Origin of the sequence: Sphaerisporangium dianthi (assembly GCF_042654065.1) — a bacterium.
Classification (GTDB): Bacteria; Actinomycetota; Actinomycetes; order Streptosporangiales; family Streptosporangiaceae; genus Sphaerisporangium; species Sphaerisporangium dianthi.
This window is the reverse complement of the sequence record NZ_JBHSFP010000005.1, coordinates 291,421-315,013: the sequence shown is the minus strand read 5'-3', so window position 1 is coordinate 315,013 and position 23,593 is coordinate 291,421. Positions and strand designations below refer to the sequence as shown.

The following is a 23,593-nucleotide window of genomic DNA, read 5'->3' as shown; positions in this document are numbered from 1 at the left end:
CCGTACCCCGCCGGCCCGCCGGTCGCGCCGCCTCACGACGCGATCAGGCGGCCGGCGGCGGGGCGGAGGCGGCCCGGCGCGCCCGCACGGCCCACGGCGGCCGACAGCCCGATCAGCACCAGCACGGCCACCTCGGTGACCACGACCAGGCGCTGGGTGAGCCCCGCCGGGACGGCCCCGGGGTCCAGGCCGACCGTCCGCACCGCGTACGGCACCAGCACCAGCACCAGGAAGCCCGCGGCGGCCAGGCTCAGGCCGCGCAGCGCCGCCGCGTGCCGGCCGCCGCGCGCGGCGAGGACGAGGCCCGCCGCCGGCATGCACAAGAAGGCGGCGAAGGCCGCATAGCGGTGGATGCCCCCCGACATCGACAGCGACATCCCCGGCTTGTCGGTGGGGAACGCGGCGATCATCGCCATGCACATGGCCCAGGCTCCGACGAGCGCCACCGTGGAACGTCCGGCCCCGCGCCGGGACATCTCCACGGCCAGCATCGCCGCCCCTACGGCGAACGACGTCAGCGAGGCCGCGAGCAGCCACCCGTGCGGGTGGAAGGCGTACTCGCTGATCATGTCTCGCAGCGGGTTCAGGTCCGAGGAGACATGCAGGAGCGTCATGGCGCCGGCGCCCGTGGCGAGGGCCGCGAACCCGCCGGCGGTCAAAGGACTCGTCATGTCCTTGACTGTCGCGTCCAGCGCCGTGCGCGGACATCGGAGATCGGCCGGAGCGAGCCCTGGAGCGTCCCCGAAGGGACCCCCTACCCGACCAGGGCCGGGAGGGGCCCCGAGCCGGGGCCGGGGTTCAGGGTCGGCACGCGCCTACCAGCGGCGACGCCCCTGATTCCACCCCCGGCCCCGAGGGCGTGTCAGGCGTTCCCGCGGGCCTCGGACTCGGCGATGTCCCCGGCGTCGGCGGGGGCGAGCTCCGGCACGGAGGCGCGCATCCAGCGGGTGCCGTACGGCTCCAGTTCCAGCGAGACCTTGCCGTCCGGGCCGATCTCGACGGTGCCGTCAATGAGCAGGTCGGTCAGCACCTTGCTCTCGTCGAGACCTTCGAGGGTGAGCTCGCACGAGACGTGCTCGTCGGCGAAGTTGTGCACGGCGAGGACGGTGTCGCCGTCGATGTCGGCGCGGTGGGCGAGCGCGCTGGGCGCCCCGGCCGGAAGGATCGTGTAGCGTCCCCAGGCCAGTTCGGGACATCCCCGGTACTGCTCGATGAGCTTGGTGATCCACATGAGCAGCGAGTCGGGGTCGCGCCTCTGGGCGCTCACGTTGACGTGCTCGGGCCCGAACTCGCCCTCCACCATCGGGTTGCGGAACGACGAGGGGTCCGCGGTGGAGAACCCGCCGTTCTGGTTCGGCGTCCACTGCATCGGCGTCCGCACCGCTTCGCGGCCCTTGACCTTCAGGTTCTCCGCCATGCCGATCTCTTCGCCGTAGAAGAGCACGGGCGTGCCCGGCAGGGAGAACAGCAGGCTGTACACCATCTTGATCTTGCGCATGTCGCCGCCGAGCATGGACGGCAGGCGGCGGCGCAGCCCCCGGCCGAACAGCTGCATGTCCTTGTCCGGGCCGAAGGCCTCGAACACCTCCTTGCGCTCGGCCTCGGTCAGCTTGTCCAGCGTCAGCTCGTCGTGGTTGCGGACGAACGAGGCCCACTGGCAGTCCTTGGGCGGGGCCGGGCGCTCGCGCAGGGCGTCGGCGAGCGGCCGGGAGTCGCCGCGGGCGAGCGAGAGGTACATGCGCTGCATGCCGATGAAGTCGAAGCACATCGTGACCTCGTTGCCGAGGTCGTTGCCGAAGAACTTGCGCAGGTCGGGGTATTCGAGGTTGACCTCGCCGAGCAGCATGGCGCTGCCGTCCCTGCGGTTCATGAAGGCCCGCATGTCGCGCAGGAACTCGTGCACGTCGGGCAGGCCGGCGTCCTTGGCCTTGTGGTCCACCGCCTTGCCCGTCTCACCGCCGTCCCCGCCCGCCGGGGCGGCGGCGTCCTTGCCCGAGGACGATGCCTCGTCGCCGTCCTTCTTGGAGACGTCCTCGACGAGGAACGGCACGGCGTCGACGCGGAACCCCGACAGGCCGAGCTCCATCCAGAACCCCAGGATGCGGGCGAGCTCGTCGCGCACCTCCGGGTTGGAGACGTTGAGGTCGGGCTGGAACCGGTAGAACCGGTGGTAGTAGTACTGGCCGCTGCCCTCGTCGTACTGCCACAGGGAGTCCTCGGCGTCGGGGAACACCACGCCCTTGGGGTCGTCGGGCTCGGGGGTGTCCGACCAGATGTACCAGTCGCGGTAGCGCGAGTCGCGGCTGGACCTCGCGTCCTTGAACCACGGATGCTCGTCGGAGGTGTGGTTAACGACCAGGTCGGCGATGACCCGGATGCCGCGGTCGCGGGCCACGCGCATGAACTCGACGAATTCCCCTAGAGTGCCGAGCCGCGGATCCACACTGTAGAAGTCGGTTATGTCGTATCCGTCGTCGCGGTCGGGGGTCGGGAAGAACGGCATCAGCCACACGCACGTCACACCCAGCCGTTCGAGGTGATCGATGTGCTGGGTGGCGCCCCGGAAGTCGCCGATGCCGTCGCCGTTGCCGTCGGCGAAGGTCTCGATGTCGAGACAGTAGACGACGGCGTTCTTCCACCACAGGTCTGAGGTATAGGTCAGTCTCACCTGGCCGCCTCTACCCCTGGAAAAGGCAAAATATCGGACGCCGAGGGTGGGGTCGCCTTACCCGGAAAAGCTGAGGGCCCGCACCGGCGAGGCGGTACGGGCCCGGAGAGAACGCGCGTCAGATGACGGTGACCTGCTCCGCCTGAGGACCCTTCGCCCCCTGGACGGTCACATAGGTGACCCTCTGGTTCTCATCCAGGCTGCGGTAGCCCCCGGAGGTGATCGCCGAATAGTGCACGAACACGTCGGCACTCCCGTCGTCCGGGGCGATGAAGCCAAAGCCCTTTTCGGCGTTGAACCACTTGACGGTGCCTTCAGACAACTCTACTTCTCCCTGTTCAGGGCTTCACCGGGCCGCCAAGTCGACGGCTCGGGGCTGCGTAGCGGACCATGCCTGCATCCACGAAACCGCGGGAGAAGCAAGAACGACCGCTGTCGGAAAACTTCCCGCGGGCGCTTTTGGGTAAAAGACGTTCGAGGAAACCACGACTGCAACAGGCCCGACAGTACACGCCCGCGCCGCCGATCACAAAGGCATCACGCGAGTCGGCGGTAAAGATGCCCTCCGGACCGCCGGAGGGGCCTCAGGCGGGTTCGGCGAGATACCAGCGGGCCTGCCCGTCGCCGCGGGTCAGCGAGTCGAGCCGGCGCGGCAGTTCCTTGCGGGAGAACGGGTCGCGGGTGGCGTTGCGGATGTGGATGCCGACCGCGTACATGTCGCGCACCTCCATGAGCGTCGGGTAGCCGTGCCAGGCCCGCAGGTCGAAGCCGTAGGCCCCGGCGAAGTCGTCGACCTCCGCGGCCGTCAGGCCGAAGCGGCGCTGCCCGTGGTAGGTGTGCACCAGATCCCACTCGCGGGGGCCGACGGCGACCCCGTCCCAGTCGCAGAGCACGGCGTGGCCGTCCTGGCAGCGCAGGAGGTTGTCGATCCAGGCGTCCCCGTGCAGCAGCACGGGCGGCCCCTCGGTGTCCAGGTCGGCCCACCTGGAGGTCAGTTCGGCCACCCGGTCGCGTAGCCAGGCGCGCTGGCCGGGGGTCAGCACCTCTTTGCGGTGCTCGACGGACTCGCGCACCTCCGCAAGCGGGTCGGCGAGCCGCTTGAGCGGGAACGGCGGCACGGGCAGCAGGTGGAGGCTGCGCAGGATGTCACCGAGCTGGGTGGTCGTCGGCCGCCCGCTCGCCGGCACGTAGTGCCAGAACGTCACCACCCGGCCGTCGTAGACCAAGGGCTGGTCGCACAGCTCGTCGGCCGGGCGCACCGTGGGGAACCCCTGGTCGGCGAGCCAGCGGGCGACGGCGAGCACGACCGGCAGCCGGGTCATGGCGTCCGGCGCGGTGGCGATGCGCACCACGATGTCGTCGCGGAGCTTGAACACCGCGTTGCTGCGCACCCGCAGCAGCTGCGCGTCCCTGGCGTCGAGGCCGACGTTCTCGCACACCTCCACCAGGATCGCCGCGGCCTCGTCCGCCAGCATGTTCATGGACGCTCCAGCGCGAGCTGCGGGCCCGCCTCCGCGAGCAGGTCGTGGAGATGGCGCGCGGCCGGGGTGCGGCGCTGGGCGCGCGGGATGATCGACAGCAGGGCGCGGGCCCGGGTGACCACGATGGACGTGCGGTGCTCGGGGGGCACCTGCGTCAGGGCCTGCTCGGCCAGGCGGCACGCCTGGTCGTAGTCGCCCTCGCGGGCCACGTGGGCGGCCTGGTCGAGCAGCACCAGCGCGGGGTCGATGGTGTAGGGGCTGGCGGAGCGGGAGATCCACTCTTGGACCTGCTCGGCCTCGCCCAGCTCGATCAGCGTGCCCATGCGGTAGAACTGCAGCCGCCGTTCTGAGAAGCGGAAGGCCAGGTGGTCGGCGCCTTCGCGGGGCATGCGCGAGAAGATGCGCTCGGCCTCGGCGAGCGCGACGCGGGCGGCCTGGTGCTCGCCCATGCGGGCCAGCGCCCTGGCCTCGGCCGCCGCGCCGAGGGCGGCCGGCGAGCTTGGAGCGCTCCCGGCCAGCATGCGCGCTTCGCGGGCCAGCCGCACGGTCTCGGTGAGGTCGCCGTAGTAGTAGGGCAGCATGGCCTCCTGCGCGCGCACGAGGGCGCGCAGCCTGACCTCGCCCATGTCGTCGGAGGCGGCGCGGGCGGTGCCGTACCAGGCGTGGGCCTGGCGGGTGTCGCCGAGCTTCATGAGCGCGTCGGCCGACAGCAGCGCGAGCATCGTCGTGGCGTTCAGCAGGCGGCGCTGGATGGCGGCGGGCTGCCGTGCGGCGACGAGCCTGCGGACGTCGGAGACCTCGAGCATCAGGCGGTAGAGCATCGGCAGCGGCGCGCTCTTGATGTACTCGCGGCGGTAGCGCAGGACCTGCTCGTCGAGCCGGTCGAGCTGGTCTTCGCTCATGGTGGTGGAGGCGAGCGTGCGGTCCACGTCCTGGCGGGTGCGTTCGACCTCGGCGAGCAGGCGGCCGTTGAGCGGCAGGCCGGAGCTGAGCAGCGCGTGGTGGAACAGCGCGCGGCGCTCGGCCTCGTCGTCCAGGTCGGTGGCGGCCGCCGGGCGCGCCCGCGCCGGGGCGCCGTCATCGGCCGGGATCGCGGGGGCCGGGACGGTGTGGCTGGGGGCGACGACCACGACGTCCGGGCCGTCGCCGTCGTCGCAGTAGTCGGCGGCCAGCCCCAGGCGCACGGCGTTGGCGGAATAGAGCCGGGCGATCTGGTCGATGGTCTGCGGCCGGGGGCGGGCGCGGTTGTTCTCCCAGGCGTTCAGCAGGTCGATGCTGGCGCGCGGCAGCCCGAGCGAATGGATCTCGCAGAGCCGCTCGAGCTCTTCGATGGCCTGGCGCGCCGACCACCCGCGGGCGAGCCTGTGAGCCTTGAGCAGGCTGACGCCGCAGCAGCTGTTGATGGCCTGGGCTGTCTGCCAGAGGCTCCACTGCCGGGAAACGGCCTGCTCACGCCAGCGTCGCGCGCATGCCGGGGAGTGCTCTCCACGGGCCATACCTTGCCCCTCCGCCACTGGAGTGTTCGGCCTTACGGATGTTTCCCCGATGTTAACCAGCTGGCACCTATTAGCCCACAGCGTTATGGGACTGATGCCTGCGCATCCGCGTGATTTCCACGTAAACCCCCCGTCCACTCGACGGTATTCCACTTATCAGTGGATTTGCTCTGATTGCCGGTCGGGGCGGCCGGGTTCAGTCTGGTCCCCATCCGGTCACCCATGTCCCCGCTGGAGACCAAAGATGAAGACGGCAGAACCTAGCGTCCATTCGGCCGAGGCACTCGACCACCTGGAGCGACTCGCCGCGCAGCTCGAGGCGCACGCGTTCCAGGTGCGCCTGACGGCCCGCACGGGGCTTTATCCGCGCCTGCGCGTGATCAACCCGATGGCCCCGGCCGTCACCGAGGACGTCCTGGCCGCCAACGCGGCCGACGGCGAGTGGTGGTTCTGGCTGTCGTGGGCGGGCCGCATCGGCCACGCCTCCGACATCGTCACGGCGGCCGAACGGATCGCCAGCGTCCTGCACGTCATCCGGCGCTGACCACAGGCTGTACGGCTCGCGCGACCACGCCCCGCGCGAGCCGTACCTCATCCAGGCGGGAAAGAACGGGACCCGGTCCAGGCGGGAGACGAGCGGCGGTTTCGCGGGCACGGTGAGGGTGAACGGGCATCGACCAGCAGCGATGTCATTTGCCGGAGTTGTCGCCCGTACTCCAAGCTACAGATGTGGCTCCCAAGAAGATCATCATCGACTGCGACCCTGGCATCGACGACGCCCTCGCGATCACGCTCGCGCACGGCAGTCCCGCCCTGGAGATCCTCGGCATCACCACGGTCGGGGGCAACGTCGGCCTGGAGCACACGACCGGCAACGCGCTGCGGCTGCGCGAGTTCCTCGGCCTCCGCGAGGTCCCGGTCGTCCCGGGCTGCGCCGGCGCCCTGCTGCGCACCCCGGTGAACGCGGCGTCCGTCCACGGCGAGGACGGGCTCGGCGGGGCGGTCCTGCCCGAGGCGACGCTCCCCGCGGACCCGCGGCACGCCGCCGACTTCATCATCGACACGCTCAGGGCCTCCCCCGGCGAGGTGACGCTGGTCGCCATCGGCCCGCTGACCAACGTGGCCCTCGCCCTGCTCAGGGAACCGCGCATCGTCGACTGGGCGCGCGAGTTCGCCATCCTCGGCGGCTCCTACACCCGGGGCAACTTCTCCCCCGCCGCCGAGTTCAACATCGCCGCCGACCCCGAGGCCGCCGCCATCGTGTTCGACGCCGGCTGGACGGTCACGACGATCGGCCTGGACGTGAGCCGCCAGGCGCTCGCGGTCGGCGCGGTCGTCGACCGCATGCGGGCGATGGGACGGCTCGGCGCCGACCTGCTGGTGCCCTGCGTGGAGTTCTACGGCATGGTCACCGCCGAGGAGGGGCCCGCCATCCACGACGCGTGCGCGATCGCCTACCTGATCGACCCTTCGCTGCTGGACGTGGAACCCGCGCTGGTGCAGGTGGAGACGGCCGGCCGGTTCACCTCGGGGATGACCGTGACGCACTTCGACCTCGGCGACCGCGTGCCGAACGCCCTGGTCGGCACCGGACTGGACGTCACCCGGTTCTGGGACCTGCTCCTCGGCGTGTACGACGACGTGGCCCGCCGCCTGGAGACCACCCCGGCACACCCGGCCCCACCCGGCCCCGGCGCCTCCTGACCCCGCACACCCGGCCCGCCCGGCCCCGGCGCCTCCGGACCGGCACACCCCGATGTCCCGCTTCGCGGGCCGGCGCACCCTTCGCGCCTGCACCGGCTCGCCCGGCGCGCGCGGTAACGGTGGCGTGGCCACGGCGGTTCCTGCGAGCATGCCGTCCTATGGGGACAACGCTCCGGTGGCCGGCCGCGATGACCTGCCTGATCCTGGCATTCGCGCCCGCCTGCGGCGGCGGTGCGGAAAGGACGCCGCCCGCGAAGCGGGCCACCTCCGCCCCTGCCGCCGGCGGGGCCGCGACAGCCGTCCCGAGCCCGGCCGCCACCGGCAGGACCGCCGCCTCCCCCGCCTGGAAGACCTTCGCCGGAGCAGGCCTCGACGGCAGTTCGGCGCTGCTGGACGTCGCGGCGAGCGGCCCGCGCGACGCCTGGGCCGTCGGGTACGAGCGGAGCGCCGAGGACCGCGAGGGCACTCCTGTCCTGCAGCACTGGGACGGCGCCCGGTGGACCGAGACGCCGGTCAGCCCCGCCGATGCCTGGCACCTGGTCGGCGTCAGCACGGCGGGCCCCCGCGACGCGTGGGTCGTCGGCAACGGCGAGAGCCCGTACGCCGCGCACTGGGACGGCGCGCGCTGGAGGCGGTGGCATCCCTACGGCATCGCCGACGAGTACGTGCTCGCCGACGTCGCCGCCACCGGCGGCCACGCGTGGCTGGCCGGCCGCGGCGCCACCCAGGGCGTGATCACCGAGTGGACCGGGCGGGGGTTCCGCAACGCCCTGCGCGCCGACGGGTACTTCATGGCCGTGACCGCCAAGCCGGGCCACGTGTGGGCGGTCGGCAACGACGCCCCGGCCTCGGGCACGCCCGGCGATCCGATGATCTGGCACGGCAGCGCCGTGTCGGGCACGGCGATCCAGTCCTGGCAGCGGGCCCGCACCCCGCGGGTCGCCGGAGGGGTGCTGCGCAGAGTGTGGATGGTCGCCGCGACCGACGTGTGGGCGGTGGGCGCCGTGTCGCCCCCCGGCGGCGGGCCGCAGACCCCGCTCGTCCTGCACTGGGACGGCGCGTCCTGGGAGCAGGTGGCGATCCCCGTCCCGCGAGGCAGGCTCGACGGCGTCACGGCCTCCGGGCCCGGCGACGTCTGGATCAGCGGCGTCGACGCCGACCACTCCGGCCAGGTCCTGTTCCTCCACTTCGACGGAGCCGAGTGGACCCGGTCCTACGGCCCGCTGATGCGCGAGCGGAGGGACGGCCAGCAGTACGAGGAGTCCGACGACGTCCGCCGCACCGGCATCGCCCGGGTGCCGGGCGCCTCCCATCTCTGGACGGTCGGCAGCGTCGGCACGGGCGACGAAGAGGACGACTTCATCCTCCGCCACGACTGACCCCGGCCGCCCGGCGGCGAGCGTCGCAGGCGACGGCCACCGGGCCGGATGAGCTGCGGATCTTTCTCCCGCCCGGAGAGTTACGAGGTCATTACCGACGGGTACGATCATGGCATTAACCCGCGTGTGCGCCTGGCGTGAGGAAACGCCTTCACTTGGATGAGCGCTTCGCGCCGATCGGCACCGCGAGCGCACGCGGAACACCTGATTCACGCGCCCGGCATGGTGGCGATCCGGAAACGGCCCGACGGCCGGCCCCCGCCAGAGGTCCACCCACACCCGCGCTGAACCCGGACAACGGCAGGCGACGAGGGCGGTGGCCCCGTGGCCCCGCCACTCGCAGAACCCGGCATGGAAAGGGGTGCCAGATGGCCGACAGACGCAAGAGACACCACGGCCGAGGGGGAAACCGCGAACGCCGCGAATGGCTGCGACTGGGAGTCGAGATGACCCTGCTCGCCTGGCGCACCGCCCTCACCGTATGGAACGCGGTCCACTGAAGCCGGCGCCCCGGCGATCAGGCCGGGACGCCCCCCGGCGCCCGCCTCGCACGGCGGGAAATGCACCTCACGGGTAATCCCCGGCTCGCCCCTCCGGGGTTCGCGTGCCGAATGGCGGGGGCTCTCGGGCGGGTTCCCCGTGTCATTGGCGGGGCGGCGCCCGCAACACGTTCGATAATCGCTGGAAACATCGCGTTTTTAGGATTTGAATATGTCCACATGAACACGGCGTCATGTCCAACCCCCCTGAATGCGACCGCGTCGGCTCCGCTGGGGAGCGTAGGGGTTACGCGGCACACCAAGATCGGAGAAACTGAGGTCGAATACGTCTGCGGCAGCCCCAGAGAGGGTAAACAGGAGGTGAGGTCGGGTCCGACGCACCTCGCCCGACCGCGGAGCCACCAGTGAGGCAAAGGACCTGTCCGCCGACGAGTGACGAGGGAAGTGTGAGCCCGTACCGAAGGAGAAGGACATGAAGCGGATTCTCATCACACCCCGGCCCAAGCCCGTACGCCGTCCGAGCCCTCTGGATCTCCGTAGCCCTTCCGGCCGCGTCCTCCCCTTCTAACCTCTTTCCGCGCCGGGCCCTTTCGGCCCGTGCATTCCCGCGGCGGTCTTCGCAAGCTCGTAGCAGTGCTCGAAGCCGTCAAGAACCGCCGGCCAGGTGCATCGGGTGAGTTCGGTCTCTCTGTTGTGCCGGGCGATCTGCTCGCGCAGCTCTCTGTCGCGCACCAGTCGCGCCACCGCGCGCACCAGCTCTTCGAAGGTGCGGCCGAGCAGGCCCTCCTTGCCGGGGCGCACGAAGTCGGCCACGCCGCTCTGTGTCCGCGCGACCACGGGCACGCCTGCCGCCCTCGCCTCCAGTGCCGCGATGCCGAACGACTCCCGCGGCGCGGGCGCCACGAACACGTCGGCCGAGGCCAGCAGCTCGCGGATCTGCTCGCGCGAGTAACGGCCCGGCAGCGAGACCCAGCGCTGCATGCCGTGGGAGCGCAGGAACCGCTCCATCGAGCCGCGCGCCGGCCCGTCGCCCACCAGCGTGGCCCGCATCGGGACCTCACCCGGCACCCGCCGCCTGGCCTCCAGCAGGAGCTTGAGCAGGCGCACCGGCTGCTTGCGCGGGGCCAGCCGGCCCACCGCCACGATGTGCACCTCGTCGCGCGCCTCCCGCGGCGCCTCCCCCGAGGGACGCCAGGCGGAGACGTCCAGGCCGTTGGACACCACGTCGACCGGGACGCGCCCGGCGGTGACGGCGCGGATCGGGCGGGCGGCGGCGTGGCTCACCGTGGTGCCCACGATGTTCCACCCCGTCCAGCCGAACAGCGAGTCCAGCCCGCGGTACATCGTGCGCGTCACCGGATCCCACATGCTGTGCACGGTGACCACGACGGGCAGCCCCGCCCGGACGGCCGCGCGCACCCCCATCCAGGCGAACGGCGACGCCGCACCGGTGTGGACGTGGACGACGTCGGGGCGGCGGGCTGTCATCAGGCGCAGCAGATGCGCGCCGCCGCGAGGGTGGACGGGCAGGTCGAACGGCATCCGGGCCACGATGCGGTGGACGCCGGGGATGCGCTCGCCCGGGGTCGCCGTGGCCACCTCGACGTCGTGCCCGGCCTCGGACTGCGACCGCACCAGGTCGGCCACCTGCACCTCGATGCCGCCTAGCCGGGGCAGGTAACAGTCACTCACGTGAAGGATCCGCACCCAGCCAGACTGGCAGAGGCCGCCACCGGCATCAAACGCGGACGCCGGGCGCCCGCGAGGGCTCCGGGACGTTCTTGAAGGGTTGCGGAGGGCTTCTGGATGCACCGCGTGGGAGGCGCCTGGGGCCTCGGCCGCGGCGCCGTGGAATCATGGCGGCGTGGCACGTACCGCGGTGTTCTTCCACGCCCATCCCGACGACGAGGCGCTGCTGACCGCCGGGACCATGGCGATGCTGGCGTCCGAGGGCCATCGGGTCGTCCTCGTCGTGGCGACCGCCGGCGAGCGCGGCCTGGCCGACCTGCCCCACGGCGACGAGCTCGCCGAGGCGCGCACCACCGAGCTGTACGCCTCGGCCGCCGCGCTCGGGGTGGCCCGCGTGGTGCTGCTCGGCTACGGCGACTCCGGCCTCGGCGAGGGCGGCGCCATCGGCGACGACCGCCCGCCGAACGCCTTCATCGACGCCGACATCGAGGAGGCCGCCCAGCGGCTCGCGGCCGTGCTCAAAGAAGAGAGCGCCGACCTGCTGACGATCTACGACCCGGCCGGCGGGTACGGTCACCCCGACCACGTGCAGGTCTACCGGGTGGGCCAGCGCGCCGCCGGCATCGCCGGCACCCCGATCCTGCTGGAGGCCACGGTCAACCGCGACCCGCTGCTGCGGGGCCTGCGGCTCGCCCAGCGCTTCTACCGCTTCCCGCCGGAGTTCGACGTGCGGTCCTTCGAACGGGCCTACTCACCCGGCGAGGTCATCACCCACCGGGTCAACGTCCGCAGGTTCGCCAAGGTCAAGCGCGCCAGCATGGCCGCCCACGCGAGCCAGGCGACCGGCGGCGACGGCGACCGCACGCTGGCGGTGATGCTGAGGATCCCCGGCCCGCTGTACCGCCTGATCTTCGGCACCGAGTGGTACGTCCGCCGCGACCTTCCTCCGGGCGCCCGGCTCGGGCATCCCTTCGACGAACTCCCCGAGACCGGGGAGGCGGAGGTCGCCGAGGAGGCGAGCTAGCCGCGAGGACGGGCCGGCCGTCGCCGGGGTGATTTCGTCCTCCAGGATGAGATCCGGCCCCGCGCCGTCCCGGCAGACTGGAGTGGCGCCGCGCTGGACGGCGGTGATGAGGGTCCACGGGCGGGCATGGGAGCGCTGATGAGGAACAAATGGGTACAGGCCGGCCTCTCGGTCGCCTCCCTGGCCCTGGCGGTCCTGCTCGTGGTGTACCTGCCCCAGATCGTGCACGCGCTCACCGGGGCCCAGGTGAGCTGGAGCGAGATCGGGGCTCGGTTCGCCGCGCTGAGCTGGCCGATGATCCTGCTGATGGCCGCGCTGTGGCTCGCGAGCCTGTACGCCTACACCTTCGTGATGACCTCGGGGCTGCCCGGCCTCACCCATCTGCAGGCGCTCACGCTCAACGGCGCGGGCAGCGCGGTCAGCAACCTGCTGCCGTTCGGCGGCGCCGCCGGGGTGGCGCTGACCTTCGCCATGACCAAGGGCTGGGGCTTCGCCACCCGCCCCGTCGTGGTGTACACGCTGGTCACCGGCATCTGGAACACCCTGTTCCGGTTCATCCTGCCGGCGATCGGCATCATCGCCCTGCTCGTCGCCGGGCGCATCCCCGACCCCAGGGTCACCAGCGCGGCCTGGGGCGGCGCGGTGTCGATCCTCGTGCTGGTCGCCGTGGTGGCCGCCGCCCTGTACTGGGAGCGGGCCGCCACCCTGCTCGGCCGCGCCGCCGACGGAGCGCTGCGCGTCCTGCCCAGGGCGATCCGCCCGGCCGAGCACTACGCGTCCGACGCCGTCCACCGGTTGCGCGCCGACACGGCCGGCATCGTGCACCGGCGCTGGCCCGGTCTCTCCCTCGGCATGCTGGCCTTCCTGACGTTGCAGTGCCTGATGATGGCGGCCTGCGCGGTGGCCACCGGCGCCTACCCGGGGCCCGCCGAGACCGTGGCGGTCTTCGCGGTCAGCCGGGTGCTCACCAGCGCGCTGGTCACGCCGAGCGGCGCGGGCATCATGGAGGGCGGCACGGCGGCGCTGCTGATCGCCTTCGGCCAGCCGCCGGGCCCGGCGACCGCGGCGGCGATCCTGTTCGGCTTCTGGACCTACACCATCGAGATCCCCTGGGGCGGCCTCGCGCTGGGGGCCTGGGCCCTGCTGCGGCGGCGTCCGGCGGGCGACGACCGGTCGCCCGAACCCGCCTCCCGCGCCTGAGGCCTCGTACGTCGATACGGGCTGATATCACCGGCCTTTCCGTTGTTATCGTGCCTTCCAGGTACCTGTAGCCTCGTGACACCCGTGGCCCGCCCGTGGCATCCGTGACGGGGTGGCGAGAGAAGGAAGGCGGGCCTTGACGAATAGCTTGTGCGTGCTCGACGGGCCCGCATAGCGTGGCGGCTGACATGGTGACGTTCCGCGTTCTTGGGCCGGTCGAGGCGTACGACGACGGCGACGCCGAGGTCGACCTCGGCGGGCTACGGCAACGCGCCGTTCTGGCGCGATTACTGGTCGCACGCGGCCAGGTCGTGCCGGTCGACACACTGCTGTTCGACCTGTGGTCCGACGAGGCCGCCAAGGGCGCCCAGTCGGGGTTGCAGGTCTACGTCTCGCGGCTGCGCCGGGTCCTCGAGCCCGGCCGCCCGCGCGGCGGCCCGAACCGCCTGCTGGTCACCGTCGCCTCCGGGTACGCGCTGCGCACCGCGCCCGACCAGGTGGACGCGCTGCGGTTCGAGTCCATGGTGCGGTCGGCGGGCAAGTACCTGGAGAACGACGACCCCGAGCCGGCGCGCACGGGCCTTGAGACGGCGCTCGGCCTCTGGCGCGGCACCCCCTACTCCGACTTCGCCGAGCAGCAATGGGCCGAGGCCGAGGTCAGCCGGCTGGCCGAGCTGCGGCTGGTGGCGCGCGAACGCCACTACGACGCCGGCCTGCGCCTCGGCCTGCACGCCGAGACCGTGCCCGACCTGGAGGCCCTCACCGGCGAGCATCCCCTGCGGGAGGAGGGCTGGCGGCTGCTCGCCCTCGGCCTGTACCGCTGCGGCAGGCAGGGCGACGCCCTGGCCGCCCTGCGGCGGGCCCGCACGATCCTGGCCGACGAGCTGGGCATCGACCCGGGTCCCGCGCTGCGCAAGATGGAGTCCGACATCCTGTCGCAGGCCCCCGCGCTGGAGCTGACCGTCCCCCAGCGCCAGCAGCGCTTCGCCGAGGCCGGCACCTGGCCCCCGCGCGCCGAGAACCCGGCCGCGGACGTGCCGCCGCTGCCGGCCGAGCCGTTCGTCGGACGGGACGCCGAGCTGGCGCGGCTGACGGGCGCCGCGCCGCACGCCCTGTCCGGGCGCTTCACCGCGGCCGTGGTCGGCGGCGACCCCGGCGCGGGCAAGACCACGCTGGTGCGGCAGCTCGGGCAGGAGCTGACCCGGCAGGGCTGGATGACCGCCTCCGGCGGCTGCCCCGACAGCAGCGCCACCCCGCCGGGCTGGGCATGGGTGGAGGTCCTGCGCGCCCTGGTCGCGGTGCGCGGCACCGGCGAGTACGGCCAGCTGCTGGCGCCGCTGCTGGACGACGCGGCGCCCGCCGACGAGGACGACCAGGCCTCCGGCGGCTTCCGCCTGCACCGCGCCGTCGGCGGCTACATCGCGGGCATCGCCCGCGAGGCCCCGGTGCTCCTCACCCTGGAAGACCTGCACTGGGCCGACGACCAGACGCTGGCCCTGCTGCGCGCGCTGCCCAGCCTGCTGGCCGCGAGCCGGGTGCTGCTCGTGGTGACCTGCCGCGACGGCGAGCTGAACGACCAGCAGTCGGACGTGCTCGCGGCGCTCGCCCGGCTCGGTCCGGTGCGCGTCGGCCTCGAAGGGCTCGACCAGGAGGCCGTGGCCGAGCTCGTGCGGGCCACCTGCGTCCGCGAGGTCGACGAGGAGGCCGTCAGCAGGATCGTCGAGCGCACCGGAGGCAACCCGTTCTTCGTCCGCGAGACGGTCCGGCTCCTCGACTCCGAGTCCACCGGCGGACGCGCCACCGCCGCCGAGGTCATCTCCGAGGTGCCCTCAGGAGTGCGCGACGTGCTGCGCCGCCGCATCGCCCGGCTGCCCGGGACCGCCCAGCAGATCCTGCTGCAGGCCGCGGTGATCGGCCGCGACGTGGACATCGACGTGCTGGTCGGCATCTCCGGCGACGAGGACGCCGTGGTGGACGCCGTGGAGGCCGGGCTGCTCGCCGGGCTCGTCACCGAGCCGGGCCCGGGAATGCTGCGGTTCGACCACGACCTGGTCCGCGACACGCTGTACTCCGACGCCTCCCGGCTGCGCAGGTCACGGCTGCACGCGGCCGTCGCCTCGGTCATCGAGAGCCGGTCGACGTCCGACGTGGCGGCGCTGGCCCACCACTACGACTCCGCCGGGACGGTGGAGACGGCGGCGAAGGCCGTCCACTACGCGGGCCTCGCGGCCGAGCAGGCCGAGCGGCGCTTCGCCCACCGGGAGGCCGCCACGCTGTGGGAGCGGGCGATCACGGCGTTCGACCGCGCCCATCCCACGGGCGGTCCGCCCAAGGAGCGGCTGATGCTCCAGCTCCGGCTGATCAAGGCGCTCGCGCTGTGCGGCGACATGACGGCGGCGAGGTCCCGCCGCCGCGAGGCGATGGACGCCGCCCTGCCACTGGGCGACCTTGAGCTGACCGCGCGCATCGCCGCGTCACTGGCCGTGCCGTACAAGGGCATCGCCCGCGACCTGACCCGCACGGCGTGGGAGATCGTCGACCTCACCGAGCGGGCGCTGATCGAGCTGCCGCCGAGCGAGCAGTCGCTGCGCGCGAGCCTGCTGGCGACCCTCGCCCTGGAACTGGAGGGCTCGGCCACCGGCCGAGGGTACGAGGCGTCGCTGGAGGCCGAGGAGCTGGCCCGGCAGAGCGGCGACCCCGCGCTGCTCGCCGTCGCGCTCAGCGGCCGGCTGCGCCAGTCGTACGTGATCACGGTGGTCGACGAGCGCGAGGCGATCGGCCGCGAACTGCTGGAGGTCGGCGCGGCCTCCGGGCAGATCGCGGTGCGGGCGCTCGCCCATCTGGTGCTGATGGAGTGCGCCGCGGCGCGCGGCGACTTCGCCGAGGCCGACGCGCAGATGAGCGCCGCCGAGGGCCTGGCCAGGCGGTACGACCTGCCGGCGCCGTCTGCCGTGGGCGCCTGGTACGCCGGCATGCGCATGATGATCACTGGCGAGTACACCGGCGCCGAGCGCGCGTACCGCAACGCCGCCCGGCTCACGGCGCGGGCCGGCATGCTGGAGGGCCGCCAGGACCTGCCGCTGATCACGACGTTCTGCCTGCATCTGGTGGACGGCAGGGCCGCCGACATGGTGGAGGCGCTGGAGGAGGCGCACCGGCGCGGGGCCAAGTGGACGCTGGACGCCTACGCCGTCGCCCTGGCCTCCGCGGGGCACCTCAATGACGCGAAGGCCGTCGCCGCCGCGCGGCCGCCCGTCCGCGCCGACTTCCTGTACGAACTGGCCATGACGTGGCGGGCGCTCGCCGGGATGCTGCTCGGCGACCGCGACCGCATGCAGGACGCCTATTCGACGCTCGGGCCGCTGTCCGACCGCATCGCGGGCGCCGGCACCGGGGTCGTGGCGCTGTGGCCGGTGGCGCAGACGCTGGGCGACCTCGCCATGCACCTCGGGCAGCCCGACGACGCGCACAAGCACTACGAGAAGGCGCTCGCGGTGGCCGAGCGGGTCGGCGTCCCCCGCTGGGTCGCGGCGGCGCGACAGGGCCTGGAAAGCGTCTGACCTGGCGCCAGGTCGCTGAACGCCGCTCTCGGTACCCGGTCGGTGAAGGCTCGCCGCTCTTGGATCAACGTCCGAGGCTCGCCGCTCCTGGGCGCGCGTCGCGGGTTCCGCCGTGTGCCGGCCGGCCCGCGCCGGCGCGGCCGGCACACGGCCTCGAAGGACCTGCCCTCAGCAGGTGACCTTGAACTTCTCGCCGGCGATGGGCCGGCCGCCCGAGACAGAAAGCTCGACGCGGTACCAGCCGGACGCGCCGGCGACGCGCGGGTGCCACTCCACGGTGCGCCGCTCCTCAGGCACGCCCCGCGCCTTCGAGGAGTCGTAGGTCTTCCAGGCACGGGTGCCGGGGTTCCAGCGCCGCAGGCTCCAGCGGTAGACCACGGCGCCGTCCGCGGGGCCGGGGGCGATGACGCTCTGCGCGTGGTAGACGCGCCGGCAGGCGCCGCCGGCCTCGGTGACGCCGACCGTCACAAGGCCCGGCGCAGGCGTGCGGTCGACCTCGACCGGCATGGCCTGCGCGGAAAGGATCACGGTTCTGACGTGCCCGCCCCCGTCCGCCGGCGGAGCGGCGGGCCCGTTCGCGGCCGCCACGCCGAAGTAGGCCCCGCAGAACGCGAGCGTCGCCACCAGCAGCTTGAAGACGCTGGCCACGCCGCTCGCCATGATCGGCATTAGACGACGTACCGGCTCCATGCTGCTTCCCGCTCTCATGCCCCTCCCCTTTCGCTCACCTCAGGTGTACGCGGGGCTGGTTGTCTCCTACTTGCCGTCCGCTTGCAGTCGCGACAGGGGCCGGTGCGGGGGCCGGGATCGCTCGGGCGGAAAGTACCACGATCGCCCTTCGGACATCTCCCGTCAATGCGCATGTGGGGAATGGTGAGCATGGGATCATAACGGGATGCGCATGGCGGTTCTCTCTGTTCTGGTGACGGTCCTGGCCACGGTCGGCCTGGCCGGCCCGGCCCACGCCCGGCCCGCTCCGCGATCCGCGGCCGCGATCACCTCACCCGCCGCGAGCGCCGAAGCGGCCCTCGGCGCCGAAGCCGCACCGGGCGCGGCGAGCGCCGAGGCCGGCGCGACGGCCGGCAAGGCCGCGGTCACGGCCGAGGAGGCCTACCTCGTCGACATCACCTCCGGGACCGTCGAGTACGCCAGGCGCCAGACCCGCCGGGTGCCCGTCGCCAGCCTCACGAAGATCATGACCGCGTACGTGGTGCGCCGCTCGGCGTCCCTGGGCGACGTCGTCACGATCTCCAAGACCGACGTGCGGTACGCCGCGGCGAACGGCGCCACCCACGCCGGCCTGCGGGCCGGCGAGCGGCTCACCGTGCGCGAGCTGCTGTACGCGCTGCTGCTGCCGTCCGGGGCCGACGCCGCGAGCGCCCTCGCCCGGCGCTACGGGCCCGGGGTGAAGGGCTTCGTGGCCAAGATGAACGGCGCGGCCAGGGCCCTCGGCATGCGCGACACCCTCTACACCAACGCCGACGGGCTGCCCAAGCCCGGCGGTGACCGCTCCACCGCCCAAGACCAGGTCCTCCTGGCCAGAGCCGCCATGGCCGACCCGGTCATCACCACGGTCGCCCGCACCGAGCGGCACGCGACCGCCAAGACCGCCGTGCACCGCGCCCACGTCTGGCGCAACACCAACCGGCTGCTGCCCACGGAGGCGCAGGGCCTGAAGACCGGCTACACGCGGCCGGCCGGCTACTGCCTGATGTTCACCTCGCTGAGGGGCGGCCACACGCTGGTCGGGGTGGTGCTCGGCGACAAGAGCGACGCCGCCCGCTACCGCAGCGCGCGGGGCCTGCTCGACGGGGCGACCGCCAACGGCCTGTGAGCCTCACGCAGAATGGGCTCGGGAGGTGTTCGGGTGGAATCTGACGGGCTCCTGGAGTCCCCCAGCCTCGTCGAGCTCTCGATGCGGCGGCTGCGCCACGAGATCCTCAGCGGCGCTCTGGCCCCGGGCGAGCGGCTGATCGAGGAGCAGCTCACCCAGCGCTTCGGCACCAGCAGGGCGCCGCTGCGCGAGGCGCTGCGCTCGCTCGGCCAGCAGGGTCTGGTCGAGCACCTGCCCCGGCGCGGGGTGCGCGTCGCCGAGCTGTCCAGGAAGGACGTGGACGAGCTGTTCGGGCTGCGCGACGTCCTTGAGCGTTACGCGGTGTGGACGGCGCTGCCGCCCACGGAGGCGAGCGACCTGTCGGGGCTGGCCGAGGCGCTGGAAGGCATGGGCGCGGCCGTCCAGGCCGGGGACGCGCTGGCCGAGAACGAGGCGCACCGGCGGTTCCACATCGCGCTCGTGGCGCTCGCGGGACACCGTCAGCTGCTGCTGGCGTACGAGCCCGTGGTCGCCAAGCTCCAGCTCTACATGGCCGCCAACCTGCGCAGAGAGGCCGAGCAGCGCACCCCTTCCGAGGGCGTGGTGCGCCACCGCGTGCTGTTCGAGGCGATCGCCTCCGGCGACCCGGCCACCGCCGTGACGGCCCTCGCCGCGCACGGCGCCCGCGCCTACATCGGCTGAGCGCGCGGGCCTCACCGGCTTACAGAAGCGTAACCGGGCCGAACGGTCCCCGACACAATTCTGTCGACAATCGACAAAAGAGGAATCGGAGGAACGGAGGCCAACGTGTCCGATCCGCTTCTCGTCGAGGCCGAGCCCTACCCCTACGGGTTCGACCCCGGACACACCGCACTACTGGTCATCGACATGCAGCGCGACTTCGTCGAACCCGGCGGCTTCGGCGAGAGCCTGGGCAACGACGTCACCATGCTCCAGAAGGTCGTCCCCCCGCTGCGCGAGGTGCTCGCCGCCACCCGGTCCGCCGGCGTGACCGTCGTCCACACCCGCGAGGGACACCTGCCCGACCTGTCCGACTGCCCGCCCGCGAAGCTGAGCCGCGGAGCCCCCTCGATGCGCATCGGCGACCCCGGCCCGTACGGGCGCATCCTGATCCGCGGCGAGTACGGCCACGACATCATCGACGAGCTGGCCCCGGCCGAGGGGGAGCTCGTCATCGACAAGCCCGGCAAAGGCGCCTTCTACGCCACCGGGCTGGACGAGACCCTGCGCGGCATGGACGTGCGCAGCCTGGTCGTCACCGGCGTCACGACCGAGGTGTGCGTGCACACCACCGTCAGGGAGGCCAACGACCGGGGTTACGAGTGCCTGGTGCTGTCCGACTGCGTGGGCTCCTACTTCCCGCAGTTCCAGCGGCACGGACTCGACATGATCGCGGCCCAGGGCGGCATCTTCGGGTGGGTCGCCCCCTCCGGCCACTACCTCAAGGCACTAGAAGCGCGGAGCGCACGATGACCACGACCACCACCCCCGCCTCCGCCCCGCCGCGACTCCCCTGGTGGGTCGGCGGGGACACCAACGCCTTCTTCGGTCTCGGCTTCAACGTCATGGTGAACGTGCTCGTGCTGAGCGGCCTGTGCCTCGGCGTCGTGCACCTGCCCGGCGCCGAGGTGTTCGGGGTCATCCTCCCGGCCATGGGCATCCAGCTCCTCATCGGCAACGTCTACTACACCTACCTGGCCAGGCGGCTCGCCCGCCGCGAGGGCCGCACCGACGTCTGCGCGATGCCGTACGGGCCGAGCGTCCCGCACATGTTCATCGTCGTCTTCGTGATCATGCTGCCCACCTACCTGGCCACCAAGAACCCGTTCACCGCGTGGGCGGCCGGGCTGGCGTGGTGCTTCATCATCGGACTGATCGTCCTGATCGGCGCGTTCGTCGGCCCCTACATCCGGCGCTTCACGCCGAGGGCGGCCATGCTGGGCACGCTCGCGGGCATCTCGATCGCCTTCATCTCCATGCGGCCCGCCGCGCAGATGTGGGAGGCCGCCTGGATCGCGCTGCCCGTGCTGGTGATCATCCTGGTCGGGTTCTTCACCGACCTGCGCCTGCCCGGCGGCATGCCGGTCGGGCTGGCGGCCCTGCTGGTGGGCACCGCCATCGCCTGGATCGGCGGCTACATGGACCCCGCCGGCGTCGGCGCGGCCGCGGGCGACGTCGCCGTCAGCCTGCCGTCGTTCAACCTCGACCGGCTGCTCGACGGGCTGCGCCAGGTGTCGCCGCTGCTGGCCACCGCGATCCCGCTCGGCATCTACAACTTCACCGAAGGCATGAGCAACGTCGAGAGCGCCGCCGCCGCGGGCGACTCCTACAACCTGCGGTCGGTCCTGATCGCCGACGGGGCCGGCGCCGTGGTCGGCTCGATGCTCGGCTCGCCGTTCCCGCCCGCGGTCTACATCGGCCACCCGGGATGGAAGTCGGCGGGCGGGCGCAGCGGCTATTCGATGGCCACCGGCGTGGTGATCGCGGCGTTCTGCTTCCTCGGCATGTTCTCGCTGCTCGGCGCGGTGTTCCCGACGCCGGCGATCGTGCCGATCCTGCTGTACATCGGGCTGCTCATCGGCGCCCAGGCCTTCCAGGCCGTGCCGAGGGCGCACGCCGTGGCCGTCGTCCTGGCGATCATCCCGAACATCGCGGCCTGGGCGCAGGGCTACATGGACAACGCGCTGGCCGCGGCGGGCACCAGCGCGCAGAAGGTCGGGTACGAGACCATCGCCCAGAGCGGCACCGTCTACGAGGGCACGGCGCTCCTCGGCGGCGGAGCCGTGCTCGGCGGGCTGGTGCTCGGCTCGATCGCCGCGTTCATCATCGACCGCTCGTTCCTGTGGGCCGCCGCGTACGCGGGCATCGGCGCGGCGCTGTCGTTCATCGGCCTCATCCACGGCGAGAGGGTCGAGTGGAACGCGAGCCCCCAGATCGCCCTCGGCTACCTGTTCGCCGGGGTGATCCTGCTGGCCTTCGCGTTCATCCGCCCGGCGGCGGACCCGGCCGCCGAAGCGCCGCCGCCCGCCGCCGAGCCCGTCCCCGCCGAAGTGCCCGCGGCCTCATGACCGGCCGGGAGCCCGGCGTCCGGCCCGACGGAGGGCACCGATGACCATCTCGCTGGACCTGGCCGACCTGGCCCGCGGATACCGCGACGGGTCGCTCACCCCGGCCGGCGTGGCCGCGGAGGTGCTCGGACGCATCGCCGCCCGCGGCGACGACCACGTCTGGATCACCCTGCGGCCTGAGGCGGACCTGCTCGGCGACGCCGCCGAGTTGGCCCGCCGCTGGCCGGACCCCGCCGCCCGGCCGCCGCTCTACGGGGTCCCCTTCGCGGTCAAGGACAACGTGGACGTGGCCGGGCTGCCCACCACGGCGGCCTGCCCGGCCTACTCCTACGTGCCCGGGCGCGGCGCGCCGCTGGTGGACCGGCTGCTCGCCGCGGGCGCCCTGCTGGTCGGCAAGACCAACCTCGACCAGTTCGCCACCGGGCTGTCGGGCGCCCGCAGCCCGTACGGCGTGTGCGAGTCGCCGCTGGTGCCCGGCCTGATCTCCGGGGGGTCCAGCTCGGGGTCGGCGGTCGCGGTCGGCGCCGGCCTGGTGGCGTTCGCCGTCGGCACCGACACGGCCGGGTCGGGACGGGTGCCGGCGGCCCTCACCGGCACCACCGGGATCAAACCGAGCCGCGGCCTGGTCAGCACGCTGGGCATGGTGCCGGCGTGCGCGTCGCTGGACTGCCCGAGCGTCTTCGCCCGGTCGGCCGCCGACGGGCTCGCGGTGCTGTCGGTCATGGCGGGGCAGGAGCCGGGCGACCCATGGTCGCGCCCGCTTCCCGTGCCGCCATCGTCGCCGCCCGCCGTGGGCCGCATGCGCATCGGGGTGCCAGAGGACCTCGCGTTCCACGGCGACGGCGCGGCCGAGGCGGCGTTCGCCGAGGTGGTGAAGCGGCTGGCCGGGCTCGGGCACCACATCGTCCCGGTCGACCTCGGCCCGTTCCTCGCCGCGGGACGGCTGCTCTACCAGGGGCCGTGGATCGCCGAACGGCTCGCCGCGGTCGGGGACTTCGCCGCCCGCCACCCCGGCGAGCTGCACCCGGTCACCCGCGAGGTGCTCGGCGGCAGCGCCGGCCTCAGCGCGGTCGACGCGTTCGAGGGCCTGTACCGCCTGCGGGCGCTGCGCGCCGAGACCCGGCCGGCGTGGGCGTCGATGGACGCCCTCGCGGTGCCCACCGTGCCCACGACCTTCACCGTGGCCGAGATGCTGGAGAGCCCGATCGACCGCAACACCGTCCTCGGGCACTACACCACGTTCGCCAACCTGCTCGACCTGGCGGCCGTGGCGGTGCCCGGCGGAATGACGGCGGCGGGCCGGCCGCACGGGCTCACCCTGCTCGCCCCGGCCGGCGCGGACGCCCTCCTCGCCGGCCTCGCCGACGCCTTCCAGTCGCGCACCGATGCCTTCCCGTCGCACACCGACGCCGCCACGCCGCCCGCCGGCGGCTTCCGGCCGCCCGCCGGCGCCGCCGGAGCACGGGCGGACGCCGGCGTCCCCCGATCACCCGCGGACACCGGCGTCCCCCGGGCACGGGCGGGCGCCGGTCGTCCCGGGCGGGAGGTGCTGGCCGTCGTCGGGGCGCACCGCCTGGGCCAGCCGCTGCACGGCCGGCTCGCCGCGCTCGGCGCCGCGGCCCTGGGCACCGCCATGACCGCGCCGCTGTACCGGCTCTACGCCCTGGACGGCGGCGAGCCGGCGCGTCCCGGCCTGGTCCGCCGTCCGGACGGCGGCGTTCCGGTCGAGGTCGAGCTGTACGACCTCGACCGGGAGGCGCTCGGCACGCTGCTCGCCGAGACCGGGCCACCGCTGGGGCTCGGCTCCGTCGACCTCGCCGACGGCCGCCGCGTCCTCGGCTTCCTGTGCGAGGCGTACGCCGCCGAGCCGGCGAAGGACATCAGCGCCCACGGCAGCTGGCCCGCGTACCTTCTCGCCACGGCGCGCACACTCTCCGCGTCCTGACCTCCTTGGCGAGCGACCGCGGCGGCCACCAGAGCGCCGTTTGCC

At 73.1% G+C, this 23,593-nt stretch carries 19 protein-coding genes; 12 read left to right on the top strand and 7 right to left on the bottom strand.

Annotated elements, in window-relative coordinates; translation table 11 throughout:
• Positions 1-32: 32 nt before the first annotated feature.
• The 5 genes from ACFO60_RS11110 to ACFO60_RS11090 all read right to left on the bottom strand — a co-directional run bounded on the left by ACFO60_RS11110 (position 33) and on the right by ACFO60_RS11090 (position 5,645).
• Positions 33-671 (bottom strand): DUF998 domain-containing protein, encoded by a 639-nt coding sequence (locus tag ACFO60_RS11110; protein ID WP_380839820.1) that lies wholly within the window; start codon positions 669-671, stop codon positions 33-35.
• Positions 672-862: 191 nt separating this feature from the next.
• Positions 863-2,668: an alpha-amylase family protein gene (locus ACFO60_RS11105; protein WP_380839818.1), complete on the bottom strand. Its 1,806-nt coding sequence runs from the start codon at positions 2,666-2,668 to the stop codon at positions 863-865.
• A 118-nt stretch (positions 2,669-2,786) separates the two neighbouring features.
• Positions 2,787-2,990 carry a cold-shock protein gene (locus tag ACFO60_RS11100; protein WP_248959313.1) on the bottom strand — a complete coding sequence of 68 codons (204 nt, stop codon included), beginning with the start codon at positions 2,988-2,990 and terminating at the stop codon, positions 2,787-2,789.
• A 262-nt stretch (positions 2,991-3,252) separates the two neighbouring features.
• The gene (locus ACFO60_RS11095) at positions 3,253-4,149 is read right to left on the bottom strand and encodes a phosphotransferase enzyme family protein (RefSeq protein WP_380839816.1); all 897 of its coding nucleotides are present in this window, start codon (positions 4,147-4,149) and stop codon (positions 3,253-3,255) included.
• Positions 4,146-5,645 carry a helix-turn-helix domain-containing protein gene (locus ACFO60_RS11090; RefSeq protein WP_380839815.1) on the bottom strand — a complete coding sequence of 500 codons (1,500 nt, stop codon included), beginning with the start codon at positions 5,643-5,645 and terminating at the stop codon, positions 4,146-4,148. Before ACFO60_RS11090 ends, ACFO60_RS11095 begins: the two co-directional genes overlap by 4 nt.
• Positions 5,646-5,889: 244 nt before the next feature.
• On the opposite strand from ACFO60_RS11090, the gene ACFO60_RS11085 reads away from it, so the two are divergent.
• From ACFO60_RS11085 to ACFO60_RS11070, 4 genes are all read left to right on the top strand, one after another.
• On the top strand, positions 5,890-6,189 hold the full coding sequence (locus ACFO60_RS11085) for a hypothetical protein (RefSeq protein WP_380839814.1): 300 nt from the start codon (positions 5,890-5,892) through the stop codon (positions 6,187-6,189).
• Positions 6,190-6,374: 185 nt separating this feature from the next.
• Complete coding sequence (locus tag ACFO60_RS11080) at positions 6,375-7,349, top strand: nucleoside hydrolase (protein ID WP_380839812.1); 975 nt, start codon at positions 6,375-6,377, stop codon at positions 7,347-7,349.
• Between the two features lie 158 nt (positions 7,350-7,507).
• Positions 7,508-8,728: a hypothetical protein gene (locus ACFO60_RS11075; RefSeq protein WP_380839810.1), complete on the top strand. Its 1,221-nt coding sequence runs from the start codon at positions 7,508-7,510 to the stop codon at positions 8,726-8,728.
• A gap of 368 nt (positions 8,729-9,096) precedes the next feature.
• Positions 9,097-9,228, top strand: coding sequence for a hypothetical protein (locus ACFO60_RS11070; protein WP_380839808.1), 132 nt, complete (start codon positions 9,097-9,099; stop codon positions 9,226-9,228).
• 564 nt (positions 9,229-9,792) lie between these two features.
• On the opposite strand, the gene ACFO60_RS11065 is transcribed toward ACFO60_RS11070, so the two are convergent.
• Positions 9,793-10,920, bottom strand: coding sequence for a glycosyltransferase family 4 protein (locus ACFO60_RS11065; RefSeq protein WP_380839807.1), 1,128 nt, complete (start codon positions 10,918-10,920; stop codon positions 9,793-9,795).
• 172 nt (positions 10,921-11,092) lie between these two features.
• Here ACFO60_RS11065 and ACFO60_RS11060 point away from each other — a divergent pair, with 172 nt between their 5' ends.
• From ACFO60_RS11060 to ACFO60_RS11050, 3 genes are all read left to right on the top strand, one after another.
• Entirely contained in the window at positions 11,093-11,941 is an 849-nt protein-coding gene (locus tag ACFO60_RS11060; RefSeq protein ID WP_380839804.1) for a PIG-L deacetylase family protein, read from the top strand.
• Positions 11,942-12,079: 138 nt separating this feature from the next.
• Positions 12,080-13,141, top strand: a complete 1,062-nt coding sequence (locus tag ACFO60_RS11055; RefSeq protein WP_380839802.1) for a lysylphosphatidylglycerol synthase domain-containing protein — start codon at positions 12,080-12,082, stop codon at positions 13,139-13,141.
• Positions 13,142-13,329: 188 nt separating this feature from the next.
• Positions 13,330-16,701 carry a BTAD domain-containing putative transcriptional regulator gene (locus ACFO60_RS11050; protein ID WP_380839799.1) on the top strand — a complete coding sequence of 1,124 codons (3,372 nt, stop codon included), beginning with the start codon at positions 13,330-13,332 and terminating at the stop codon, positions 16,699-16,701.
• Between the two features lie 168 nt (positions 16,702-16,869).
• On the opposite strand, the gene ACFO60_RS11045 is transcribed toward ACFO60_RS11050, so the two are convergent.
• Positions 16,870-17,361: a hypothetical protein gene (locus ACFO60_RS11045; protein ID WP_380839797.1), complete on the bottom strand. Its 492-nt coding sequence runs from the start codon at positions 17,359-17,361 to the stop codon at positions 16,870-16,872.
• Between the two features lie 235 nt (positions 17,362-17,596).
• On the opposite strand from ACFO60_RS11045, the gene ACFO60_RS11040 reads away from it, so the two are divergent.
• The 5 genes from ACFO60_RS11040 to atzF all read left to right on the top strand — a co-directional run bounded on the left by ACFO60_RS11040 (position 17,597) and on the right by atzF (position 23,548).
• Positions 17,597-18,535, top strand: a complete 939-nt coding sequence (locus ACFO60_RS11040; protein WP_380839795.1) for a D-alanyl-D-alanine carboxypeptidase family protein — start codon at positions 17,597-17,599, stop codon at positions 18,533-18,535.
• 33 nt (positions 18,536-18,568) lie between these two features.
• Complete coding sequence (locus tag ACFO60_RS11035; RefSeq protein ID WP_380839793.1) at positions 18,569-19,216, top strand: GntR family transcriptional regulator; 648 nt, start codon at positions 18,569-18,571, stop codon at positions 19,214-19,216.
• 105 nt (positions 19,217-19,321) lie between these two features.
• The gene (locus tag ACFO60_RS11030) at positions 19,322-20,008 is read left to right on the top strand and encodes a cysteine hydrolase family protein (RefSeq protein WP_380839791.1); all 687 of its coding nucleotides are present in this window, start codon (positions 19,322-19,324) and stop codon (positions 20,006-20,008) included.
• Positions 20,005-21,603 carry a SulP family inorganic anion transporter gene (locus tag ACFO60_RS11025; RefSeq protein ID WP_380839789.1) on the top strand — a complete coding sequence of 533 codons (1,599 nt, stop codon included), beginning with the start codon at positions 20,005-20,007 and terminating at the stop codon, positions 21,601-21,603. Before ACFO60_RS11030 ends, ACFO60_RS11025 begins: the two co-directional genes overlap by 4 nt.
• Before the next feature lie 40 nt (positions 21,604-21,643).
• Complete coding sequence (gene atzF / locus ACFO60_RS11020) at positions 21,644-23,548, top strand: allophanate hydrolase (RefSeq protein ID WP_380839787.1); 1,905 nt, start codon at positions 21,644-21,646, stop codon at positions 23,546-23,548.
• Positions 23,549-23,593: the final 45 nt, after the last annotated feature.

Coding starts and splice junctions, on each gene's coding strand:
- ACFO60_RS11110 (WP_380839820.1), bottom strand. CDS start 671: ATGACGAGTCCTTTGACCGCCGGCGGGTTCGCGGCCCTCGCCACGGGC.
- ACFO60_RS11095 (WP_380839816.1), bottom strand. CDS start 4,149: ATGAACATGCTGGCGGACGAGGCCGCGGCGATCCTGGTGGAGGTGTGC.
- ACFO60_RS11090 (WP_380839815.1), bottom strand. CDS start 5,645: ATGGCCCGTGGAGAGCACTCCCCGGCATGCGCGCGACGCTGGCGTGAG.
- ACFO60_RS11085 (WP_380839814.1), top strand. CDS start 5,890: ATGAAGACGGCAGAACCTAGCGTCCATTCGGCCGAGGCACTCGACCAC.
- ACFO60_RS11075 (WP_380839810.1), top strand. CDS start 7,508: ATGGGGACAACGCTCCGGTGGCCGGCCGCGATGACCTGCCTGATCCTG.
- ACFO60_RS11070 (WP_380839808.1), top strand. CDS start 9,097: ATGGCCGACAGACGCAAGAGACACCACGGCCGAGGGGGAAACCGCGAA.
- ACFO60_RS11055 (WP_380839802.1), top strand. CDS start 12,080: ATGAGGAACAAATGGGTACAGGCCGGCCTCTCGGTCGCCTCCCTGGCC.
- ACFO60_RS11050 (WP_380839799.1), top strand. CDS start 13,330: ATGGTGACGTTCCGCGTTCTTGGGCCGGTCGAGGCGTACGACGACGGC.
- ACFO60_RS11045 (WP_380839797.1), bottom strand. CDS start 17,361: ATGGCGAGCGGCGTGGCCAGCGTCTTCAAGCTGCTGGTGGCGACGCTC.
- ACFO60_RS11040 (WP_380839795.1), top strand. CDS start 17,597: ATGCGCATGGCGGTTCTCTCTGTTCTGGTGACGGTCCTGGCCACGGTC.
- ACFO60_RS11025 (WP_380839789.1), top strand. CDS start 20,005: ATGACCACGACCACCACCCCCGCCTCCGCCCCGCCGCGACTCCCCTGG.
- atzF (WP_380839787.1), top strand. CDS start 21,644: ATGACCATCTCGCTGGACCTGGCCGACCTGGCCCGCGGATACCGCGAC.